Origin of the sequence: Paenibacillus sp. RS8 (assembly GCF_041956825.1) — a bacterium.
GTDB lineage: Bacteria > Bacillota > Bacilli > Paenibacillales > Paenibacillaceae > Paenibacillus_AQ.
This window is the reverse complement of sequence record NZ_CP168131.1, coordinates 1716578-1736805: the sequence shown is the minus strand read 5'-3', so window position 1 is coordinate 1736805 and position 20228 is coordinate 1716578. Positions and strand designations below refer to the sequence as shown.

The 20228-nt window shown below is 44.4% G+C and carries 18 protein-coding genes and 1 other RNA gene; 2 read left to right on the top strand and 17 right to left on the bottom strand.

Features of this window, described 5'->3' with window-relative positions:
- Window positions 1-42 precede the first annotated feature (42 nt).
- From ACDZ28_RS09105 to ACDZ28_RS09075, 7 genes are all read right to left on the bottom strand, one after another.
- Complete coding sequence (locus tag ACDZ28_RS09105) at window positions 43-414, bottom strand: HNH endonuclease (RefSeq protein ID WP_076116281.1); 372 nt, start codon at window positions 412-414, stop codon at window positions 43-45.
- A gap of 225 nt (window positions 415-639) precedes the next feature.
- On the bottom strand, window positions 640-1029 hold the full coding sequence (locus ACDZ28_RS09100) for a hypothetical protein (RefSeq protein ID WP_076116279.1): 390 nt from the start codon (window positions 1027-1029) through the stop codon (window positions 640-642).
- A gap of 151 nt (window positions 1030-1180) precedes the next feature.
- Window positions 1181-1489, bottom strand: coding sequence for a hypothetical protein (locus ACDZ28_RS09095; RefSeq protein ID WP_076116277.1), 309 nt, complete (start codon window positions 1487-1489; stop codon window positions 1181-1183).
- 155 nt (window positions 1490-1644) lie between these two features.
- Entirely contained in the window at window positions 1645-1923 is a 279-nt protein-coding gene (locus ACDZ28_RS09090; RefSeq protein ID WP_076116276.1) for a hypothetical protein, read from the bottom strand.
- Window positions 1913-4717, bottom strand: coding sequence for a leucine-rich repeat domain-containing protein (locus ACDZ28_RS09085; RefSeq protein WP_375104466.1), 2805 nt, complete (start codon window positions 4715-4717; stop codon window positions 1913-1915). The genes ACDZ28_RS09090 and ACDZ28_RS09085 overlap by 11 nt, the downstream gene beginning before the upstream one ends.
- Complete coding sequence (locus ACDZ28_RS09080; protein WP_170880191.1) at window positions 4717-4875, bottom strand: hypothetical protein; 159 nt, start codon at window positions 4873-4875, stop codon at window positions 4717-4719. Before ACDZ28_RS09080 ends, ACDZ28_RS09085 begins: the two co-directional genes overlap by 1 nt.
- Window positions 4848-5249, bottom strand: a complete 402-nt coding sequence (locus ACDZ28_RS09075; RefSeq protein WP_375104465.1) for a hypothetical protein — start codon at window positions 5247-5249, stop codon at window positions 4848-4850. The genes ACDZ28_RS09080 and ACDZ28_RS09075 overlap by 28 nt, the downstream gene beginning before the upstream one ends.
- Window positions 5250-5506: 257 nt before the next feature.
- Between ACDZ28_RS09075 and ACDZ28_RS09070 the strand changes: the two genes are divergently transcribed.
- Both ACDZ28_RS09070 and ACDZ28_RS09065 read left to right on the top strand, forming a co-directional pair.
- Window positions 5507-5680 (top strand): hypothetical protein, encoded by a 174-nt coding sequence (locus tag ACDZ28_RS09070; protein ID WP_170880190.1) that lies wholly within the window; start codon window positions 5507-5509, stop codon window positions 5678-5680.
- Between the two features lie 69 nt (window positions 5681-5749).
- Window positions 5750-7321, top strand: a complete 1572-nt coding sequence (locus ACDZ28_RS09065; protein ID WP_170880189.1) for a recombinase family protein — start codon at window positions 5750-5752, stop codon at window positions 7319-7321.
- Here the strand turns inward: ACDZ28_RS09065 and ssrA are convergent.
- The 10 genes from ssrA to gap all read right to left on the bottom strand — a co-directional run bounded on the left by ssrA (window position 7282) and on the right by gap (window position 20162).
- Window positions 7282-7646: a transfer-messenger RNA gene (ssrA, locus tag ACDZ28_RS09060) on the bottom strand. The two genes, ACDZ28_RS09065 and ssrA, sit on opposite strands and share 40 nt — an antisense overlap.
- 198 nt (window positions 7647-7844) lie before the next feature.
- Window positions 7845-8324, bottom strand: coding sequence for an SsrA-binding protein SmpB (gene smpB, locus ACDZ28_RS09055; protein WP_375104464.1), 480 nt, complete (start codon window positions 8322-8324; stop codon window positions 7845-7847).
- Between the two features lie 524 nt (window positions 8325-8848).
- Complete coding sequence (locus tag ACDZ28_RS09050; RefSeq protein ID WP_375102427.1) at window positions 8849-10030, bottom strand: IS256 family transposase; 1182 nt, start codon at window positions 10028-10030, stop codon at window positions 8849-8851.
- Between the two features lie 453 nt (window positions 10031-10483).
- Window positions 10484-13366, bottom strand: a complete 2883-nt coding sequence (gene rnr / locus ACDZ28_RS09045) for a ribonuclease R (protein WP_375105326.1) — start codon at window positions 13364-13366, stop codon at window positions 10484-10486.
- Between the two features lie 344 nt (window positions 13367-13710).
- A complete protein-coding gene (secG, locus tag ACDZ28_RS09040; RefSeq protein WP_042123332.1) occupies window positions 13711-13944 on the bottom strand; it encodes a preprotein translocase subunit SecG in 234 nt (77 codons plus the stop codon).
- Window positions 13945-14172: 228 nt separating this feature from the next.
- Complete coding sequence (gene eno, locus ACDZ28_RS09035) at window positions 14173-15459, bottom strand: phosphopyruvate hydratase (RefSeq protein ID WP_042123330.1); 1287 nt, start codon at window positions 15457-15459, stop codon at window positions 14173-14175.
- A gap of 68 nt (window positions 15460-15527) precedes the next feature.
- Window positions 15528-17072, bottom strand: coding sequence for a 2,3-bisphosphoglycerate-independent phosphoglycerate mutase (gpmI, locus tag ACDZ28_RS09030; protein WP_042123328.1), 1545 nt, complete (start codon window positions 17070-17072; stop codon window positions 15528-15530).
- Between the two features lies 1 nt (window position 17073).
- Entirely contained in the window at window positions 17074-17826 is a 753-nt protein-coding gene (gene tpiA / locus ACDZ28_RS09025) for a triose-phosphate isomerase (protein ID WP_042123325.1), read from the bottom strand.
- 27 nt (window positions 17827-17853) lie between these two features.
- Window positions 17854-19035, bottom strand: coding sequence for a phosphoglycerate kinase (locus ACDZ28_RS09020; RefSeq protein WP_042184036.1), 1182 nt, complete (start codon window positions 19033-19035; stop codon window positions 17854-17856).
- Between the two features lie 116 nt (window positions 19036-19151).
- Window positions 19152-20162, bottom strand: coding sequence for a type I glyceraldehyde-3-phosphate dehydrogenase (gap, locus tag ACDZ28_RS09015; protein WP_036687120.1), 1011 nt, complete (start codon window positions 20160-20162; stop codon window positions 19152-19154).
- Between the last annotated feature and the right edge of the window lie 66 nt (window positions 20163-20228).

Genomic DNA, 20228 nt, shown 5'->3' with positions numbered 1-20228 from the left:
CATTACACGAGATAACCCCTTCGCTTGTCAAGCCCCCTGCTTTTAGGCCACTTTAGGTTGTTTTTTTTTGCAGTAGTTTCTCTTTCGATCATCAGCGTTTTGCTTGTGTGTGCCGATGCTTATGTTATCTCTGCTAAAGTCATTCTTTACATCGTTGAGATGCCTCACGATAATCCCTTTTCTAAACATCTTAACCCCGTACTTTTCGAAGGCAACTAACCGATGAACGGGGATGTGGAACGCTTTACCATTCTCCTGCTTAAGAATGAAAAAAGGGTAGCCTGCACTATTTAGATATATCTTCACTTCGTTTCCTTTATGGTCTAACACTTGATGTCCAACAACGCGATATCCTTCTTCGTGTACAGTAACTAACATCCGCTGGCGAGATTTCATTTGCTTTCTTTTAGCCATGTTATTAACCTCCAGTTCTCTTTGATGTATCAGTACGACAGGCCAGTTCGTTCTGTTGGATCAATATTACGTGATCTGGAATTAACTTACGAACTCGATTGAACAACTTTCGTTTTTAGAAGATGTCCTGATCAATGCCCTCTGCGCTCACCAATTCCACTTGACAAGGTAGGGCTGCATTATCCTCCCAAAACCTTCTATATACTCGTTCTATCGTAGAATTCATTAAAATTTATAAGCATATGCTTTTGTGCGTTCATCGTTCTGTTTCCGGAACCATTTCCGAGCTTTCTCCAGATCAATCCACACCGTTCCATCGATTAGCTTCTCAGCTTCTAACCCCTTTTGTCTCCAAACCAACACCATTCGGGAGCTAACTTCTAATACTCGTGCGAACTGACTCATCTGCATAGCATTGTCTGGAGCTTGGTTGCTCGACTTTTCACTACGATTTTCACTCCACCATTTTTTGCACTTGCCCACATCAAAAGCGTAGGTATTGATGTCTGGAAGCTTTTTGACAGGGAAATCGGCGTGTTTCTTCATCATCCTACCAATGGTATTTTGGCTGCATCCTAATTCTTTTGCGATTGCCTTTAGCCCGTAAGCCATCATAATGACCCCTCCATAATAAAGAATTCCTAAAATTTGATAAGGAATCCTATCACAGAGGAATGATTGTACACAAGTTATCTAGGGGTACGTTTTTACGAAATTTTGCTCTGCCAAAGAAGAGGGGGGCTTCCCCCCACACACAATTATTGAATTAGTACTCTCTTGGTAGAAGGAAGTTGATGATGATACCTTCAGGCGAATTTAGACCGTAGTTATCAACTATAATCCAGAAGTCTTCATTAAGATCTTGCTTCAGCGAGATAGGACTGTAATCTACTTCTTCATAATTTCCGTCTGTTACAATCAGCTTGTCCTTGTTACCTTTTCTCACGATTGTGAAGTAATTACTACTGTCATAATCAAAACGTTCTAATGCCGCCTTGCCTAGTTCGCTGATCTCCTTGGGTTGTAGCCCTTTTGCTAAAAACCCATCTGTTTCATTAAAAGTAACTCTTATCATAAAAAAACCACCTCTCAATAGGATCGCAGAAAGAGTCTCTGTCTCCCTATTACAACACACGATTTTATGAAAACGCTTCCAAATAAAATGCCGGGAGCGGCGCCACCATCTCTCGCTGCCCCTTGACAACATTTTAACTCTATTAAAAATTTCACCTATTTTGTATTTTCATATCCTTGAATAAAGTTCTGTTTCACCATTTCAGGACCATTAGCGGCTACCATAAGTCCTAGCCAAGTTATCATTATTAGTAAAAGCTTTATCATACTAGTCATCCCTCTCTTCCCTGGTACAAAAGCAAAATAAACTGGGATTAAAGCAACCGGTATAAACAGCCTTAGTGAAGTGACTGTGAAACAAAGGTAAAGCAATATCAGCGAAATAACAATAAGAGCTACTTTCTTTATTGCAATAAATATTAGCTTAACCTTCACGGTCTTTCTCCTCCTTCTTTTTACGACGATTCCAAAGTATTATCCATATAAATCCAGAAGCCAGAGCAGAGACAACTCCAATAGTTAAACTTACTTTTCCTAATAAGAGTTTCTTATTGTGTGGAGAAAGTTCATGATCTTGTGGTGTTTGTGCTATATTTTGCTGTTTTGTCGGAACTTCTGGAATTGATGTGGATGTGGTATGTTTTTCAGTTGTGTGTTGGGTCATTGATCCGTTGCTTCTCGTTGATTCAATTGCCTTATCTTCATTGTTATTCGAAGTAATTACGGTGACAATTTCCATCTCAGCTATCCTTGTTAACACGTCTCTAACTATTAACGGCGGAGCAAGTTTAGGTGGGATTGTTGATTCCTCAATTGCCTTTACTGGTTCACCAGATTCTGGACCTGATATTTCTTCACCACCTACTACTATAGAAGGCGCTGTTGTTGGTTCCTCAGTAGGAGTAACAATCACTTGTGGTGGTGCAATAGTTGTTTCAGTTGGTGGTGTGGCAATTGGTTCAGTTACTGGTTGCGGTTCTTCTGAGGGTGTAATTGATGGTGCCGGTGTCTCAGTTGTTATTGGCTCTGGTGTAGTAATAGCTGTTGGTTCAATACTCGGTTCCGGCACTGGGGGTGGACTAGTGATTGGCGGCGGTTCTATCGTCGGGGTCGGGGTCGGAGTCGGAGTCGGATGAACATCAGCTAATACTGATAGGTTTGCAAACCCACTTACATTATTCCATATTGCCCAGATACTTGTATTCCCTTCTGTAAGTCCTTTGGCAACCCCACGACTATCGATACTCGCTTTCTCACCGTAAGCGACCGACCAAAAAGCTTGGTTTGTCACATCGACCGAGGTACCATTGGAATACTGAGCCTTTGCTTGGAACTGCTGAGTCTGACCTAAACCTATCGTGGAATTTTCAGGAGTAATCGTTAGGCTCAACACTGAAAGATTCTTCACCAATAAACCCGCTACGCCTGATTTCCCGCCCCATGTCGCAATGACGCCACCACTTCCAAACTTTTTACCAGTTAAAAACCCTTTATCTATATCAGCCATAGTTGGGTTATCGAGACTCCAGATTGCAGATTCTGTAATATCTTGGCTAGAACCATCTTCGTAGATAGCCTCTGCTTTATACTGTAATGTTTCGCTAACGTGAATTTCAGAATGACTCGGAGTCACCTTAATCCAAGTCAATGGGTTTGGTGCTTCCACAGGAGGTGTGGCTGCAGGAGTTGGTAACGGTGTTGTAGTCGGTTCAGATGTTGGTTGCGGTGCTAGTGTTGGAGGCGCACTTACTTCCGGAGTCAAGCTAGGCGTCAGGGATTTCTCCACCACCACATTAAACTTATACTCTGTATAATCAGAAGACCATCCAAAAAGAAGTCCAGTAATTTGGGTAGTTCCCGGTGCTACCCCCGTAATACTACCGTTCAAATCCACGGAAGCAATACTTGGATCTTCAGAGATAAAAATTGAAGGTGTAGACGCATAATAGTTGCGGAATGCTTGATGCCAAGACACGTTAGAAGACCATGTAGTACCGTCACTTGTCTGTAAAAATCCGTAATTCGGATTGATTGACTGTCCAGTCTCAAGCTGAACCGAAGGGCTGAAAGTTGTACTAGAGATAACTCCATATTTCATCACTGGAGTGGTTTTCTTCATGCTAGACACTAATATATTGTTAACTGCTACTTGCCCTGTACCACTAAACGGATTCACAAATGTACAGCTCAAATTCAGAGAACTCAGTTTGTTCAGTGCCGACAAAGGAGACACATCCGTAATCGGATTATATTGAAGATTCAAGTTAGTTAAATTTGTGAGTCCGGCTAACGGAGAAAGATTGTGAATCAGGTTCTGTGATGCTTGGATATTGTGCAATTCCGATAGATCAGCTATCGGAGATAAATCTTGAACTCTGTTAGCATTCATAATGAGTTGAGTTAATCCCGTCATGCTGCTTAATGCTGATAAGTTGGCAACTGAATTGCTACCGATATTCAAATCTGTTATACCAGCTAAAGTACTCAATGGAGTTAGGTCCACAACGTTATTTGAACCTAAGTAGAGTGTTTTGAGTTTTAACAAGCCATCTATGGGGGAGAGATCAGATATATTATTCTGAGTTCCTAAAAGACTGGTTAGATTGGTTAAATTCTGTAGTGGTTTAATATCAATGATGTTATTTCCTGTAAAGTTCAAACTAACCAAATTCACCAATCCCGCTAAGGGAGTTAGGTCAGCGGTTTTATTATTGGCAATATCTAAGCTGGTCAAATTTATTAATGAATTTATTGGAGAGATATCTGTGATTTGATTAGAATTGACACTTAAAATTTTTATACTTGTAAGGTTACGGACAGGGTTAAGATCAGACACCTGATTACTCTCAATGTTTAACTGCTTTAGAGAGGATATGTTCCCCAGCGGTGTAAGTTCAGTAATATTGTTCCGACCAAGATCTAAATATGTCACTCCAGTACCTTCAAATATTTCAATTCCTGTCAGATCAGAGATACCTTTAGAATTTGCGGAGAATGTATAACCCGAACTCGGCAGTTTAGTAACAATATCCGATTTATACACCGTATCCGATACTGACTTTCCCAGCCAATTAGTAATCGCTTGTTTGAGATTTGGATCGGAGATATTGGCGATCTCATTCGCTGATTCTGCACTAACCACTGATGTTTCCAAGGATAGTGGAGCCATAGGTACAACGGGGCCAAATAGTAATAAACTAATTAGTATCTTGAAGATTTGTTGTCTCATTACATCCCCTTCTTTCTATTATTAAAATAACAACTTATGAATACTTCAGAAGTAATAGCTACCATCGTGATCAGCATGATAAAAGGAAGAATCAACTCCTTCAATGCCTCTGGATCATATACCAACTTTTCTATAAAACTAATAATCCAATCTGACATCTCAATCCCCCCCCTTTTGTGCTTCCCGATGTTTGTTTATTTATCCAATCTTCCAGTCCTTGTTTCGAGATCATGTAACTGGTCTTCTCAGGAATTACTACTTTCTCTCGAAAGTGCATATTTGTTCTCAACCAATACCGGATTGTATTTCGATGTACCCCAGAAACATTTGCTGCCTGCTGTATCGATAAGCAATCAGGTGACTGTTTCTTCTTCCGTTGCAACATCCAGCCCTCCGCCTTTTCTAGATCAATCAAGCATTTACCTTGCTTCATCACCTTAATACGAGGTAAACCTTGTCGTACCCATCTTCTAGCTGTTCTTAGACTAATCCCTTGTTTCTCTGCGAACTGTTTCATATTCACAATTTCCAATTGACATCCACCCCTTTAATGTTTTCGGGGGATTTTATTATATTGATATTCATTTTTGCAATATATCTATGTAGGACTTTTAAGGAGGGACCTTTGACTTTGATACTTTAGCAACCAAGGATTCATCCAAGAACCCTCTGAACGTAGATGACGAGGGGATTGCGCAGGAAAAAATCATTGAGTTAAAATCCAGATAAGATTAGGAGAATTAGTAAAATCAACGCGGGAATCGAATCAGCCTACGAGGAGGAATACAGATGGGTATTGCAAATACGCAGATTAAAATCTCAAGAGCAAAACTAAAGAACAATGAACACTGCCCTGATGAGATAAATACTCACAAGATAAATGAGTCGAGAGATTATCCCGAATTGTGGAAACCTGCGGGGGAACTGTTGGTTAAATGTTTTAATCTAGAAAAAAATTCATAGCAGTCAACGTGTTTGAAGAACGTAGACTGCTATTTCACATAGATACCTAAATTAAAGGAGGCAATCTTGATGAGCTTAAAAGCCGCTGTTTACGCACGTTATAGTTCAGACAACCAAAGAGACGAGTCAATTGATGCTCAGGTGAGAGCCATAGACGAATACGCAAAAAAGAATGGATATACTATTGTAGAGGTTTATGCAGACAAGGCCCACACCGCTACTACAGATCGCCGACCGGAGTTCCAACGACTCATTTCAGATTGCAATAAAGGTATCTTCGATGCTGTTATCGTACATAAGCTGGATCGCTTCAGCCGTGATAAGTATCATTCGGTTATCTACAAAAGAAAGTTAGAAGTCGCTGGGATACGTCTTATAAGCGTCCTTGAAAATCTTGACGATTCTCCTGAGAGTATTATTTTGGTATCTGTCTTGGAGGGAATGGCTGAGTATTACTCCAAGAATTTGGCTCGCGAGACTATGAAGGGCTTAAAGGAAACTGCTTTGCAGGGCAAGCATACGGGAGGGCGTCCCCCTATCGGTTATATGGTTGATAAGGCAACCCAGACCTTAATTCTTAACGAAGAAGAGTCTCCAATTGTAGAACTCATCTTCTCACAATATTTAAACGGTCATGGTTACAAACAGATTGCGCAACTTCTGGATCAAAAAGGATTTCGTTCACGGCTCGGGAGGCCTATCAGTAAAGCGACTATTCACGATGTTCTACGTTGTGAGAAGTATACTGGAACCTACCTCTATAATGTCACAGACAGCAAAGACGCCTTAGGAAAGCGTAATGGCAATCGAAAAAAGGATGAATCCGAAATCATTCGGATTGAGAATGGCATTCCATCTATTATCAGCAAGACTGATTTCGAGGCTGTTCAGAAACTTATTGCCGATAATCAACGTACAAGACGCTCAGGTTCCTATACAGCAAAAGAACAGTATCTGCTTAGTGGTTTGATCTTTTGTGGGGAGTGCCAAAGGTTACACAACACAAAATCTGGCATGACCGGAAACGTTAAATATTCAGGTAGAAGCAAGTTAAAATACGTAACCTATAGGTGCAATAGAAAGGACAATTCACGAAGTTGTTCTAACAAGGAGATTCGACGTGAGCACATCGAGGGGTATATTCTAAATTATTTGCAGGACCACATCTTCAGTAAGGAAAACATTCCAAGGTTAGTTGAACAGGTCAACAATCAGATTCTGAAAGCAGAAGCCAAGGATATTGGCGAGAAAACAAATTTAGAGCAACGTCTTCGTGCTGCTACTGATCAAATCACAAACATCGTCAATGCAGTGGCACAAGGCTTCACACAAGCTTCTTTTGGAGAGAAAGTGAATCTGTTGGAGGCCGAAAAAGCAAATTTGGAAGTCGAATTAGCAAAATTGATAACAAAAGAAAAAAGAGCCGGAATCACAGAGGATACTCTGCATTCACTGCTCTTTTCCTTAAAGGATTCCATTGCCCATGAGAACTTTCCGGAGCTTAAAAAATTTGTCCAGACCTACGTTCAGCGAGTCCTTGTCTACGCCGAACATGTAGAGGTGGAGTTTAAACTGCCAGTTGTCACTCATGTTAGTGTGCATAATGGAGCCGAGGGGAGTCGAACCCCTGTCCGAAGATAACGGCACATAAGCTTCTACGAGTGTAGTCACAGTTTTGATGTCACCCGAGTATCGCCCCGTAACCGGCTATACGTTGGGTCAGCCTGATTATCTTCTTCCGTTGACCCCAGGCGGAGACCAGACGGCGTATCCCACTACTTGTTAGCCCCTATCCCTGTCACATGGGCGATGCAGGGTAGAAGCACGCGCGCAGTTTCTTAGGCTGCGAAAGCGTAGTTGTTTTGTTGTTTGCCGTTTAATAGGCTTTAGCGTTGATGAAGCGGACGCGTCCCCACTACTCGCTACTCATGCTCGAACTACCCCCGTCGAATCCAAGAACGGCCCCTCATTATAAAGGGCGCTTCGGATCAAGCGGATCCTCCAAGCAAGAGAGATCCAATCCACAGCTTCTTCTTCAAGAAGTCTGTAACGAAGCAATAATCTTACTTACTCAGTATATCACATTTATCAATACTTTAACACGTGGGTTAAAGGAATTGAAGGTGGAAACTGGTACTCATTTGAATCGTTCATTCTTCCTAGATTATCTGGCGATCTTTTGCTTCTCACGCAATACACGCTGGATATCACGCTGAGCATCACGCTTAGCAGCAGAGTCACGTTTATCGTACTCTTTCTTACCTTTACCAAGACCAATCAACAGCTTCGCATAACCATTTCGCACATAAACCTTAAGTGGCACAATCGTAAATCCATCTCGCTTGGACAAGCCCAACAGTTTATGAATTTGCTCTTTATGCATCAGCAATTTACGAGTACGCGTCGGGTCAGTAGGGTTAGAACGATTACCTTGTTCAAAAGGGCTGATATGCATGTTGTGAATGTGAATCTCACCGTTACGGATCGTAGCAAAAGCATCTCCAATATTAGCGCGGCCATTACGCAGCGACTTGATCTCTGTACCTGTCAGCACCAAGCCAGCTTCATAAGTATCCTCGATAAAATAATCATGGGAAGCTTTTTTGTTCTGGGCAAGTACTTTCCCGTCTGCTTTTTTACCCATGAGAATCACTCCTTGAATCATATTCATAAGTTAAAGTAACCATGTCTCACTAATCTTAAACGACATAGTTATCGAACGTCTGATCTATATTGTAACAAATGGAATCGATTGTGCGCAAGGAAGGATCAGGTAATCCTTTCTCAGTCATTTTGACAACTAGTTGTCAGTAAGTTTACCCATTAATTAACTTTAATTACATTTGTTTATAAAAAAGATGTTTATGTTTCTATATTCACACATCCCAATTAACTCATACCCTTTTTTTCACTCTCTCCCTCGAACACTAAAGCTAACTAAGCTACATAAATGCACTTTATACCTCTATTTAATATATTTAGACGCTTGATGGTTGTTTAGTTGTACTTTCTGCAGTTAAAAACTCGAAGTCATGCCGTTTTGAGGCAGCGTCAAGAAGTTTGTGTAAGAGAGTAGAAGGTAACTTCTCGGGTGTTCGTTAGTTAGTGCAGATGTTCCTTGGGGCGGGGGCCCCGCCCCAAGGGAAAAGGGAATTCGAGCTACTTGTTTTACTCTGCCTGCGGTGGATATCGTGCTTCAAACATCTCATTTAGTTTCTTCTTTACTTCTAGATCGCCGAAACCGCGAATGACCCGTTCGCTAAAGCGTTCGTTGTAGTCCATCACGTCGAGGTAAACAATTTTCTCTGCTGCATCCATATTCGTGAGGCTATTCATGGGTTTCAGACGCTTTCGGATTTCCTTGTTCATTCGTTCAATTGGATTGGACGTGTAGATGGCTTCCTTTATGAGCGCAGGATACTTGTAAAAGGTCAGCAGCGTTGGCAACTGTTCTTCCCAAGACCGCATTTCTTTCGGGTAGAGCTTGCCCCATTTGGCCTTCACCGTGTCAAACGCAGCCCGAGCCAGATCGTGGTCTGCAGCCGTGTAGATCGTCTTCAGATCTTCAATGACTTCCGTTTTGTGCTGAATCCGAATTTTCGGGAAGGTCGAACGCACTTTGTGGACGATACAATGCTGCACATCCGCCTTCGGATAAGTTTCACGGAACGCTGCATCGAGTCCCGGAAGCCCATCAAACACGCCCAGCAAGACTTCCTGGACACCACGGTCGTAGAGGTCTTTGAGCACCTCGCGCCAGCCGTTTGCGCTCTCCTGGCCGCCTACGTAAAAGCCAAGGATCTGGCGGTGACCGTCTTCGTCGATCCCCATGGCGAAATAAACGACTTCTCCGCTAACGGTGCTGCGCTTGAGTTTCACATATAGGCCATCCAGGTAGATAACGGAGTAGCGTTTGTTTAACGGGCGCTTCTGCCACTGATGAATGTCGTCAAGTACCGTAGCTGTAATGTTGCTAACGGTCGTGGGTGAATAGTGGCTGCCGAACATACTTTCAATGAACCGGGCCACATCTCGCGTTCCCATACCACTTTTGTACATCTGGATGACAGCCTCCTCTAGCCATCCATCTCGCCGCTGGTAGGGCTCGAACAACTGCGTTTGGAAGGCTCCTTGACGGTCCCTAGGAACGGCCAGATCCTCTACATTTCCGTATTTCGTGTGTAGATCCCGGGTGTAGTATCCGTTGCGGCTGTTGTGGTTCCCGGCTTCTTCACTGGTCATGAATTGCTGGATTTCCGCTTTCATAATGGACTCTAGATTATCTTTTACAAATTGGGTGACAAGATTTTCAAATAGATTATTTAACATGTTTTCGGGTAGAATAGTCATCGAGTAGGGTTCCTTTCTTAGTGGACTTCGACAATCCCGAGAATACCCTACTTTTTTGTTGCCTGACTAGGCTCCAAATCTTGGTACACAACTTACTTTACGCCATCCGTTTTGAAGGTACTGATCCAATTTAGATGTACAAAGTGCAATTAACCTCATTATTTACTGAAACGCCAGAATTTTAACTGCACACTATGCAATTAAAAATAAGCATCGTGATAACACTAGTTACTTTGCTCCAATCCAAGTGTCATAGTTGCAAAAACGACGTTAGTACAAAGCTTCTTCTGACTATTACTCAACAAACTTGTGGCAACCAATATTCTCGTTCAGAAACGATAATTTCACACTTGAACCGAGCTGCAGAAAACAATTAAAAAAGCACCGCCCCCAGCAAAGGGGCGGTGCTTAGTCTTGCGTCATAGAGCTACGAAACGTAGCCCATAACGTTATTTATTTCTTCTTTCTCTTACGAGGAGCTCCGTCTGGAGTGCTGCCCGTAGTGTCACTACGTTTAGAAGTGGCTTGTTCAGACGTCTGAACGTTGCCCGGTGTCACGGACTGACCGATGAACACACCGCTTTTGTTCTTCTTTTTCCGGCGACCTTTACCTGTTGGAGCGCCGTTACGACCTTCTCCACCGCCAAAGTTACCGCCGCGGTCCTCGCGGCTGCGGAACTTCGTGTTGCCATCCAGGCCGCGAACTTCGCCGCCGGAAGACTCGGACGCAGGAACGCCGTATCCGCCTTTGCCGGAGCCAAAGCCGAAGCTGATGCCGCGTCCACCACCGGCACCGCCGTTGTCCCCACCGCGGCCTCGACCGCCGCTGCGCTCACGCGGTGCGCCTGCGTTGCCGCCGGCTTCGCCCCCGCGCTCTGCGCCGGTGCTTCCGCCCGGCGCCGCAACACCCCGGCTCGCATCCTCGCCGGCATCACGCCCGCGCTTCCGCTTACCGCGTCCGCCCGGTGCAACAGCACCGGCCGCTTCGCGCGGCCCTTCGCCGGCGCGCACACCTGCGCCCGGCTTGCCCTTGCCCGCGCCTACAGCAACGCCGGGCTTGCCTTTACCGCCGCGGCCCTTGCCGCCGCCGGCTTTACCCCCAGCGGCTGGCTTGCCGAAGCCGCCGCCACCTGAACGGCCGCCTTTGCCACCGCGGCTGCCTCCAAAACCACCGCTGCGATGCTCGCCTGGCGCGCGCGGTTTCATGTCGACCAACTCGAAATCGATCGTGTGGTCATCCATATTTACCTTGGCGACTCGAATCTTCACCTCGTCGCCAATACGGAACACCCGTGATGTGCGCTCGCCAATGAGCGCCATATGCGCCTCGTCGAAGTGATAATAATCGTCGCTCATTGCACTCAGACGAATGAGTCCTTCGACGGTGTTGTCCAGCTCGATGAACATTCCGAAGCTGGTCACACTGCTGACCATAGCCTCGAATTCCTCGCCTACTTTATCTTGCATGTATTCAGCTTTCTTCAGCTGCTCTGTATCACGTTCAGCCTCTACCGCCACACGCTCACGTTCCGAGGACTGCTGAGCAATGTCAGGCATCCGGCCGGCCAAATAATCATGTCGTTTCTGGCTCAGCGCCCCTCCATTCTCAATCACTTCACGCATTACGCGGTGAATAACCAGATCGGGGTACCGGCGAATTGGAGAAGTAAAGTGAGAATAGTATTCTGCAGCGAGTCCGAAATGACCTGTGCTCTCTGCATCATATTTCGCCTGCTTCATGGAACGCAGCATCATTGTGCTAATAACGGTCTGTTCTTTAGTTCCTTGGATTTGCTCCAACAGATCCTGCAAAGCACGTGGATGAACCGAATTGCCGCGGCCTTTCACGTGATATCCGAAATTAGCCGCAAAAGCCATAAAATTCTGTAGCTTCTCTGGATCTGGATCTTCGTGAATCCGGTAAAGGAACGGAACCTTCAGCCAGTGGAAATGCTCAGCGACCGTTTCATTCGCTGCGAGCATGAATTCCTCGATAATCTGCTCCGCTACAGAACGCTCACGCTTCACAATATCTACAGCCTTGCCGTTCTCATCCACAATGATTTTGCTCTCTTCGAAATCAAAATCAACCGCGCCCCGCCGCATCCGCGCATCGCGTAGCTTCATCGCCAGTTCTTTCATGAGACGGAAATCATCAATTAATGGACTATAACGCTCCAGCAATTCTGGATCTTCATCTTCCAAAATTTTACGAACATTAGAATAAGTCATTCTTTCTTTGGTGCGAATCACACTGGTAAAGACATCGTGCTTCACAACCTTCATGTGTTCGTTAAATTCCATCTCGCAGGACATCGTTAAGCGGTCAACCTGTGGGTTTAAGCTACAAATCCCGTTAGACAAACGGTGAGGAAGCATCGGAATAACCCGATCCACCAAATACACGCTACAGCCCCGATCGTACGCTTCTTTATCAAGTTCAGAGCTCTCACGCACGTAATAACCTACATCCGCAATATGCACGCCTAGCTTGTAATTTCCGTTCTCCAATCGCTGAACATTAACGGCATCATCCAAGTCCTTAGCATCTTCGCCATCAATCGTAACAATGTTTAGTCCGCGCAAGTCGCGTCGTCCCTGCTCAGCAATTTCCTCTTCTGTGATTGAATCCGGAGCATTGTCCGCTTCGTACATCACTTCAGCCGGAAATGCCTCTGGTAGCTGATGCTTACGGATGATAGATAGAATATCGACTCCCGGATCATCCTTATGTCCGAGAATTTCAATAATTTCACCTTCTGCTGCTGATCGACCTTCTGGATAATTCACGATGCGCACAACGACCTTTTGCCCGTCTACCGCCCCCATGAAGGATTGCTTAGGAATAAAAATATCACGGTTAATCCGTTTATCATCAGGCAGCACAAAACCATAGGTCTCTAGATTTTGAAATACGCCGACCGTTTGCAATACGCCACGTTTTACAATACGTTCAACTTCGCCTTCCATACGTCCGCCGGACGGACTTTTAGAGGTAATACGGATCAAGACGATATCGCCATTCATAGCTCCCTTTAGATCATTCGCATGGATGTACACGTCAGGATGATCACGATCATCCGGGATCAAAAAAGCGAAGCCTTTCGCATGAGCTTGTAACCGGCCCCGCAGTAAATCCATTCGTTCCGGCACGCCATAACGTGCATTACGAGTTAATACAATTCTTCCGTCCTGCTCTAATTCAATTAGTAGTTCCTCGAACTTTTTAAACCCTGTGCTATCTTCTAGAGCAAAATGGCTCACCAGCTCTTCATAAGTCATTGGTTTATATGCAGTTTCCCGCATGAAATCGAGTAATATTTCCTGTGTTATCATGTTCGTCACCCCAGCCCTCCGCGGCTCCAAGCCGCTGGCAAATATGTATGTCTTGTCCTGCTCTGTAGTAATGCCAAGTAAAATTTACCTTTACCTACTTCATACCCTAGTATACACGAAATCAATCCTGCGCATCCCTGTTACTGTCATCCAAAGGTAAACGCAGTACAAAATTTCAGTCACAACGAAGAAGATAGTCTATTTATTAGGGCTCTATTGTACCGAATCTTATTCTTTCTTTATGCAAAGAAAAGCACCTACAGGTGCTTATCCCCTTTTAATTATAACAAAAAAGCCTTCGCTCCATTCCATTCAGAACAGAGCGAGGGCTTACTGTAGGTACTTTAGTCAATGAAAACAGCAGCTAGAATCGCCATAATGAAGAATCCTGCAGCAAGTCCAACAGTTACACGTTGTAGTACGAGTTCCATACCACGAGCTTTTGTTTTACCAAAGAGATGCTCAGCACCGCCGGAGATGGCACCGGAAAGACCCGCGCTTTTCCCCTTTTGCAGAAGAACGACCGCAATAAGACCGACGGAAAAAATCAGGAGCACAACTTTCAAAAAGATATCCATTCACTTCCACCTCCTACGCCTAAGCATCACTATCTATGGTAATTGAGGTTATCACGATACATAAACAGTATTCTTATTTTATCATAGCGTTGTCGGTAATACAACCGCCTAGACTGTTAAGTCGTAGCTTTTCTTGTAAGATAAGGAATTACATAGCGTCTGCGTCTCTTTGAGTACAAAAAAGACCCGCCATAAAGGCGGGTCTTCGTACTCTGCTATAAAAGCAGATTATCTTTTAAGGTTGTAGAAGGATTTCAGGCCGTTGTATTGAGCCAATTCACCCAACTCGTCTTCGATGCGAAGCAATTGGTTGTATTTAGCAACACGGTCTGTACGGGAAGGAGCACCAGTTTTGATTTGACCAGCATTAGTCGCAACAGCGATGTCAGCGATTGTGCTATCTTCGGATTCACCGGAACGGTGAGAGATAACTGCTGTGTAACCAGCACGTTTAGCCATTTCGATAGCATCGAAAGTTTCAGTCAATGTACCAATTTGGTTAACCTTAACCAAGATGGAGTTACCGATACCTTTTTCGATACCTGTTGCAAGACGCTCAGTGTTTGTAACGAACAAGTCGTCACCAACCAATTGAACTTTGTCTCCCAATTTTTCAGTAAGCAATTTCCAACCATCCCAGTCGTCTTCGGACATACCGTCTTCGATTGTGATGATAGGATATTTTTCAACCCATGAAGCAAGAAGGTCAACATACTCAGCGGAAGTGTAAGATTTACCTTCGCCAGCAAGGGTGTATTTACCGTCTTTGTAGAACTCAGTGGAAGCAACGTCCATACCCAAGAATACGTCAACACCTGGTTTGTAACCAGCTTTTTCGATAGCTTCGATAATTGTAGTGATTGCTTCTTCATTCGAACCAAGGTTCGGTGCGAAACCACCTTCGTCACCTACAGCTGTGTTCAGGCCTTTGGATTGAAGTACGGATTTCAAGTTGTGGAAGATTTCAGCACCTGTACGAAGAGCTTCTTTAAAGCTTGGAGCTCCTACAGGAAGAACCATGAACTCTTGAACATCGATGTTGTTGTCCGCATGCTCACCACCATTGATGATGTTCATCATTGGTACTGGAAGAGTCTTAGCGTTGAATCCGCCCAGGTATACGTACAAAGGAATATCCAAAGCTGCTGCAGCTGCGCGAGCTACGGCCATGGATACAGCTAGGATCGCGTTAGCGCCCAATTTACCTTTGTTATGAGTTCCGTCCAAAGTGATCATCAATTTGTCGATGCCCACTTGGTCAAGAGCGTCCATACCGATAACTTCTGGAGCGATGATTTCATTTACGTTCTCAACAGCTTTCAGAACGCCTTTACCCATGTAACGGGATTTGTCGCCATCGCGAAGCTCAACAGCTTCATGAGCACCAGTGGAAGCGCCGGAAGGAACGATAGCGCGGCCTTTAGCACCGGATTCAAGATAAACGTCAACCTCTACAGTAGGGTTACCACGGGAGTCAAGGACTTCGCGAGCATAAACATCAGAAATAATAGTCATTTTAGTTAATCTCCTTTAAACAATGTTTTGGTTTTAATTGTTGAAGCTTAATCTCAGGTATTGTTTCCTTATTTGCGACTAGCGATCATGGATTGACCAGTCATTTCCGCAGGTTGCGGAATTCCCATCAGATCCAGAATGGTTGGTGCTACATCAGCAAGGATACCGCGATCGCGCAATACAACATTTTCATCCGTAAGGATGAACGGAACCGGGTTAGTGGTATGAGCTGTGAACGGACGACCGTTCTCATCAAATACCATGTCTGCATTACCGTGATCGGCGATAATGATCGCAACGCCACCCTTGGCAACTACTGCGTCCACTACTTTACCTACACACTCATCCGTTACCTCTACAGCCTTGATTGTTGGCTCCAGCATACCGGAGTGTCCAACCATATCAGGGTTTGCAAAGTTAAGGATAATAGCATCCTGTCTTTCCGCTTCGATTTCTGCTACGCAGGCTGCAGCCACTTCGTAAGCACTCATCTCAGGTTGAAGATCATAGGTTGCTACTTTAGGAGAGTTGATCAAGATACGAGTTTCTCCTGGAAGTTCCTCATCACGTCCACCACTGAAGAAGAACGTTACGTGCGGATACTTCTCAGTTTCCGCGATGCGCAGTTGCTTCTTGTTGTGTTGCACAAGTACTTCACCCAATGTGTTATCCAGGTTCTTCGGTGAATAGGCTACATAACCTTGTACCGTTTCGCTGAAAGTAGTCAGGCATACGAAGTGCAAGTCTTGTGGGAACAAAGGACCCCGGTCGAAACCGCGGAAATCTTGATTCGTGAACACTTGTGACAACTGAATAGCACGGTCAGGGCGGAAGTTGAGGAACACGACGGAATCGCCGCTCTCTACTGCCGTTACCGGCTTGCCTTCACTGTCTACAATCACGCTAGGTTCAACGAATTCGTCGAACACGGAATTTGAATAAGAAGCAGTGATAGCTTGCAGAGCATCCGTGTATTTAGGGCCTTCGCCATAAACCATAGCACGATAGGCTTTTTCTACACGATCCCAACGTTTGTCACGGTCCATGGCGTAATAACGTCCGGATACCGTTGCAATTGTACCTACTCCAACTTCTTCAATCTTAGCCACCAGATCTTGGACAAACTTCTTACCACTATCTGGAGGTACATCACGGCCATCCATGAAAGCATGGATATACACTTCGTGCATATCTTCTTTCTTAGCCAGGTCAAGCATAGCAAACAGGTGGTTAATGTGGCTATGTACCCCTCCGTCGGATACAAGCGCGTAAAGATGAAGCTTTTTACCTGTGTTCTTAGCATTTCTAACTGCGGCTACCAGTGTTTCATTATCGAAGAATTCGCCCTCACGGATCGATTTATCAATACGAGTCAAATCCTGGTATACAATCCGTCCTGCACCAATATTTAAGTGCCCTACTTCAGAGTTGCCCATTTGGCCTTCTGGAAGACCAACAGCTTCACCACAAGCAGTAAGGGTAGTATTAGGATATTGTTTCAAGTAACGGTCATAGTTAGGTTTGTTAGCTTGAGCAACGGCATTACCTTCAGATGTTCCACGCAAACCGAAACCATCCATGATGATCAAAGCTACAGGTCTTGGAGCTGACATCTTACTTCGCCCCCTCAACCAATTGAACGAAGGAAGCAGGCTGCAAGCTGGCACCGCCAACAAGCGCACCATCGATGTCGCTTTGGCCCATGTACTCAGTTACATTCTCAGGCTTCACGCTGCCGCCGTATTGAATACGAACAGCTTCAGCTGTTGCAACATCATACAGATCTTTTACAAGACTGCGGATGTACGCAATAACTTCGTTAGCATCTTGGGAAGTGGAAGATTTACCTGTGCCAATAGCCCAGATAGGTTCGTATGCAATGACAACTTTTGCTGCTTGCTCAGCACTAAGGCCTTGGAATGCAGCTTCAGTTTGTACTTTACATACAGCTTTCGTTTGATCAGCTTCACGCTCTTCGAGCTTTTCGCCAACACATACGATTGGAGTGATACCGTGACGGAATGCAGCATGCATTTTCTTATTCACGATTTCATCTGTTTCGCCAAAATAAGCACGACGCTCTGAGTGACCAATGATTACATAGTCTACGCCAAGATCGCTAAGCATTACACCACTGATTTCTCCTGTGTAAGCACCGTTATCTTCAAAGTGCAGGTTCTGTGCGCCAATCTTGATGTCTGTACCTTTTGCAGCTGCTACAAGTGCAGGCAGGTTAGTAAATGGAGCGCAGATTACAGTCTCAACGCCTTCTACTTCTGCTTTGCCTTTGATGTCAGCAATAAAGCTTTCTGCTTCAGGAACTGTTTTGAACATCTTCCAGTTACCCGCAATAATTGGTGTTCTCATGAATTAAATTGCCTCCTTCTATACGTCTTACTTGTCGTTCAGTGCTTCTACGCCAGGAAGCGCCTTGCCTTCCATGAACTCAAGGGATGCACCGCCACCAGTGGAGATGTGATCCATTTGGTCAGCCAGGTGGAATTTTTCTGCTGCTGCTGCGGAATCTCCGCCGCCAATAACAGTGTAACCTTCAGTTGTTGCACAAGCTTTTGCTACTGCAAGTGTACCTTCAGCGAATTTATCGATTTCGAATACGCCCATAGGTCCATTCCAGACAACCAGCTTGGAGTTCTTGATAATATCGGCATAAAGTTCACGAGTCTTAGGTCCGATATCAAGTCCTTCCCAACCTTCTGGGATTTCATTGTAATTAACGATCTTAGTGTTAGCATCAGCACCGAATTTATCAGCAACAACAACATCAACAGGAAGCATGAAGTTTTTGCCAAGTGCTTTAGCTTTTTCGATGAATCCAAGAGCAACGTCAAGTTTGTCGTTGTCTACAAGTGACTTACCAATTTCGAAGCCTTGAGCTTTAGTGAATGTATAAGACAATCCACCGCCGATCAGAACGTTATCAGCCAAAGACAACAAGTTATCAATAACATCAATCTTGTCTTTAACTTTCGAACCACCGATGATCGCAGTGAAAGGACGTTCTGGGTTAGTAAGAGCTTTACCAAGAACGGTCAATTCTTTCTCCATCAAAAGACCGGATACAGCTGGTAGGAAATGAGCGATACCTTCTGTCGATGCATGTGCACGGTGAGCCGCACCAAACGCATCATTGACGAACAAATCAGCCAGTTCAGCGAATTGTTTAGCCAATTCAGGATCATTCTTTTCTTCGCCTGGGTAGAAACGAACGTTCTCAAGTACAAGTACGTCGCCTTCGCCTAGCTCAGCGATTTTTGCTTTTACAGCTTCGCCAACAGCTTCATCAGCTTTAGCTACTGGTTTGCCGAGAAGCTCGGACAGACGTTCAGCAGCAGTAGTCAAACGCATGGAATCTACGAATTGGCCTTTAGGACGGCCCATGTGACTTGCAAGAATAATCTTTGCACCGTTCTCGATCAAATATTTAATGGTTGGAAGTGTTTCGCGAATACGAGTATCATCAGTAATTTTACCGTCTTCTACAGGTACGTTGAAATCCACGCGTACAAATACGCGTTTACCCTTTACTTCTACATCACGGACGCTCTTTTTGTTCATGATTAATTCCTCCACACCCAAAATTGTTTCTAGCAGGAAACAAGAAATACATTTAGAAAGAGCGGAAACAAGGAACTTCTGTTTCCGCTCTATAGATGTTGCTTATATCAAGTCAATTACTTAGCGATTTTAGCGAATTTCTCCAAAGTACGAACCAATTGTGCAGTGTAGGACATTTCATTGTCATACCAAGCAACAGTCTTAACCAGTTGTTTGTCGCCAACAGTCAATACTTTAGTTTGTGTAGCATCGAACAAGGATCCGAAAGTCATACCTTTGATGTCGGAAGATACGATTTCATCTTCAGTGTAACCATAAGTGTCTGGATCGGAAGCTGCTTTCATTGCTGCGTTGATTTCTTCAACAGTAACGCTCTTATCAAGAACAGTTACAAGCTCAGTCAGGGAACCAGTTGCAACTGGAACACGTTGAGCTGCACCATCCAATTTACCTTTAAGTTCTGGAATAACAAGACCGATTGCTTTAGCAGCACCAGTAGTGTTAGGGATGATGTTCTCAGCTGCTGCACGAGCACGTCTGAAGTCACCTTTAGCATGTGGAGCATCCAAAGTGTTTTGGTCGCCAGTGTAAGCGTGAATTGTAGTCATCAAGCCTTCAACGATACCGAACTTGTCGTTCAATACTTTTGCCATTGGAGCTAGGCAGTTCGTTGTGCAAGATGCGCCGGAAATAACAGTCTCAGTACCATCAAGAATGTCATCGTTAACGTTGTAAACGACAGTTTTCATGTCGCCAGTAGCTGGAGCGGAGATAACTACTTTCTTAGCTCCACCTTTCAAGTGTTTTTCAGCTGCTTCTTTAGTTGTGAAGAAACCTGTGCACTCAAGTACGATATCAACGCCTAGGTCGCCCCATGGCAATTCTTCAGGGTTGCGGTTAGCAAGAACCTTAACTTCTTTGCCATTGACTTTGAAGAAGCCATCATGCACTTCAACATCACCTTGGAATTTACCTTGAGTTGTATCATATTTAAGCAAATGAGCAAGCATCTTAGCGTCAGTCAAGTCATTGATTGCTACCACTTCGATACCTTCTACATTTTGAATACGGCGGAAAGCAAGGCGTCCAATACGTCCAAATCCGTTAATTCCAACTTTTACACTCATTGAATAGTTCCTCCTAGAATTCGTTTTATTTATTCAAAACAGACCGTGAAGCCTGTCATGACAACA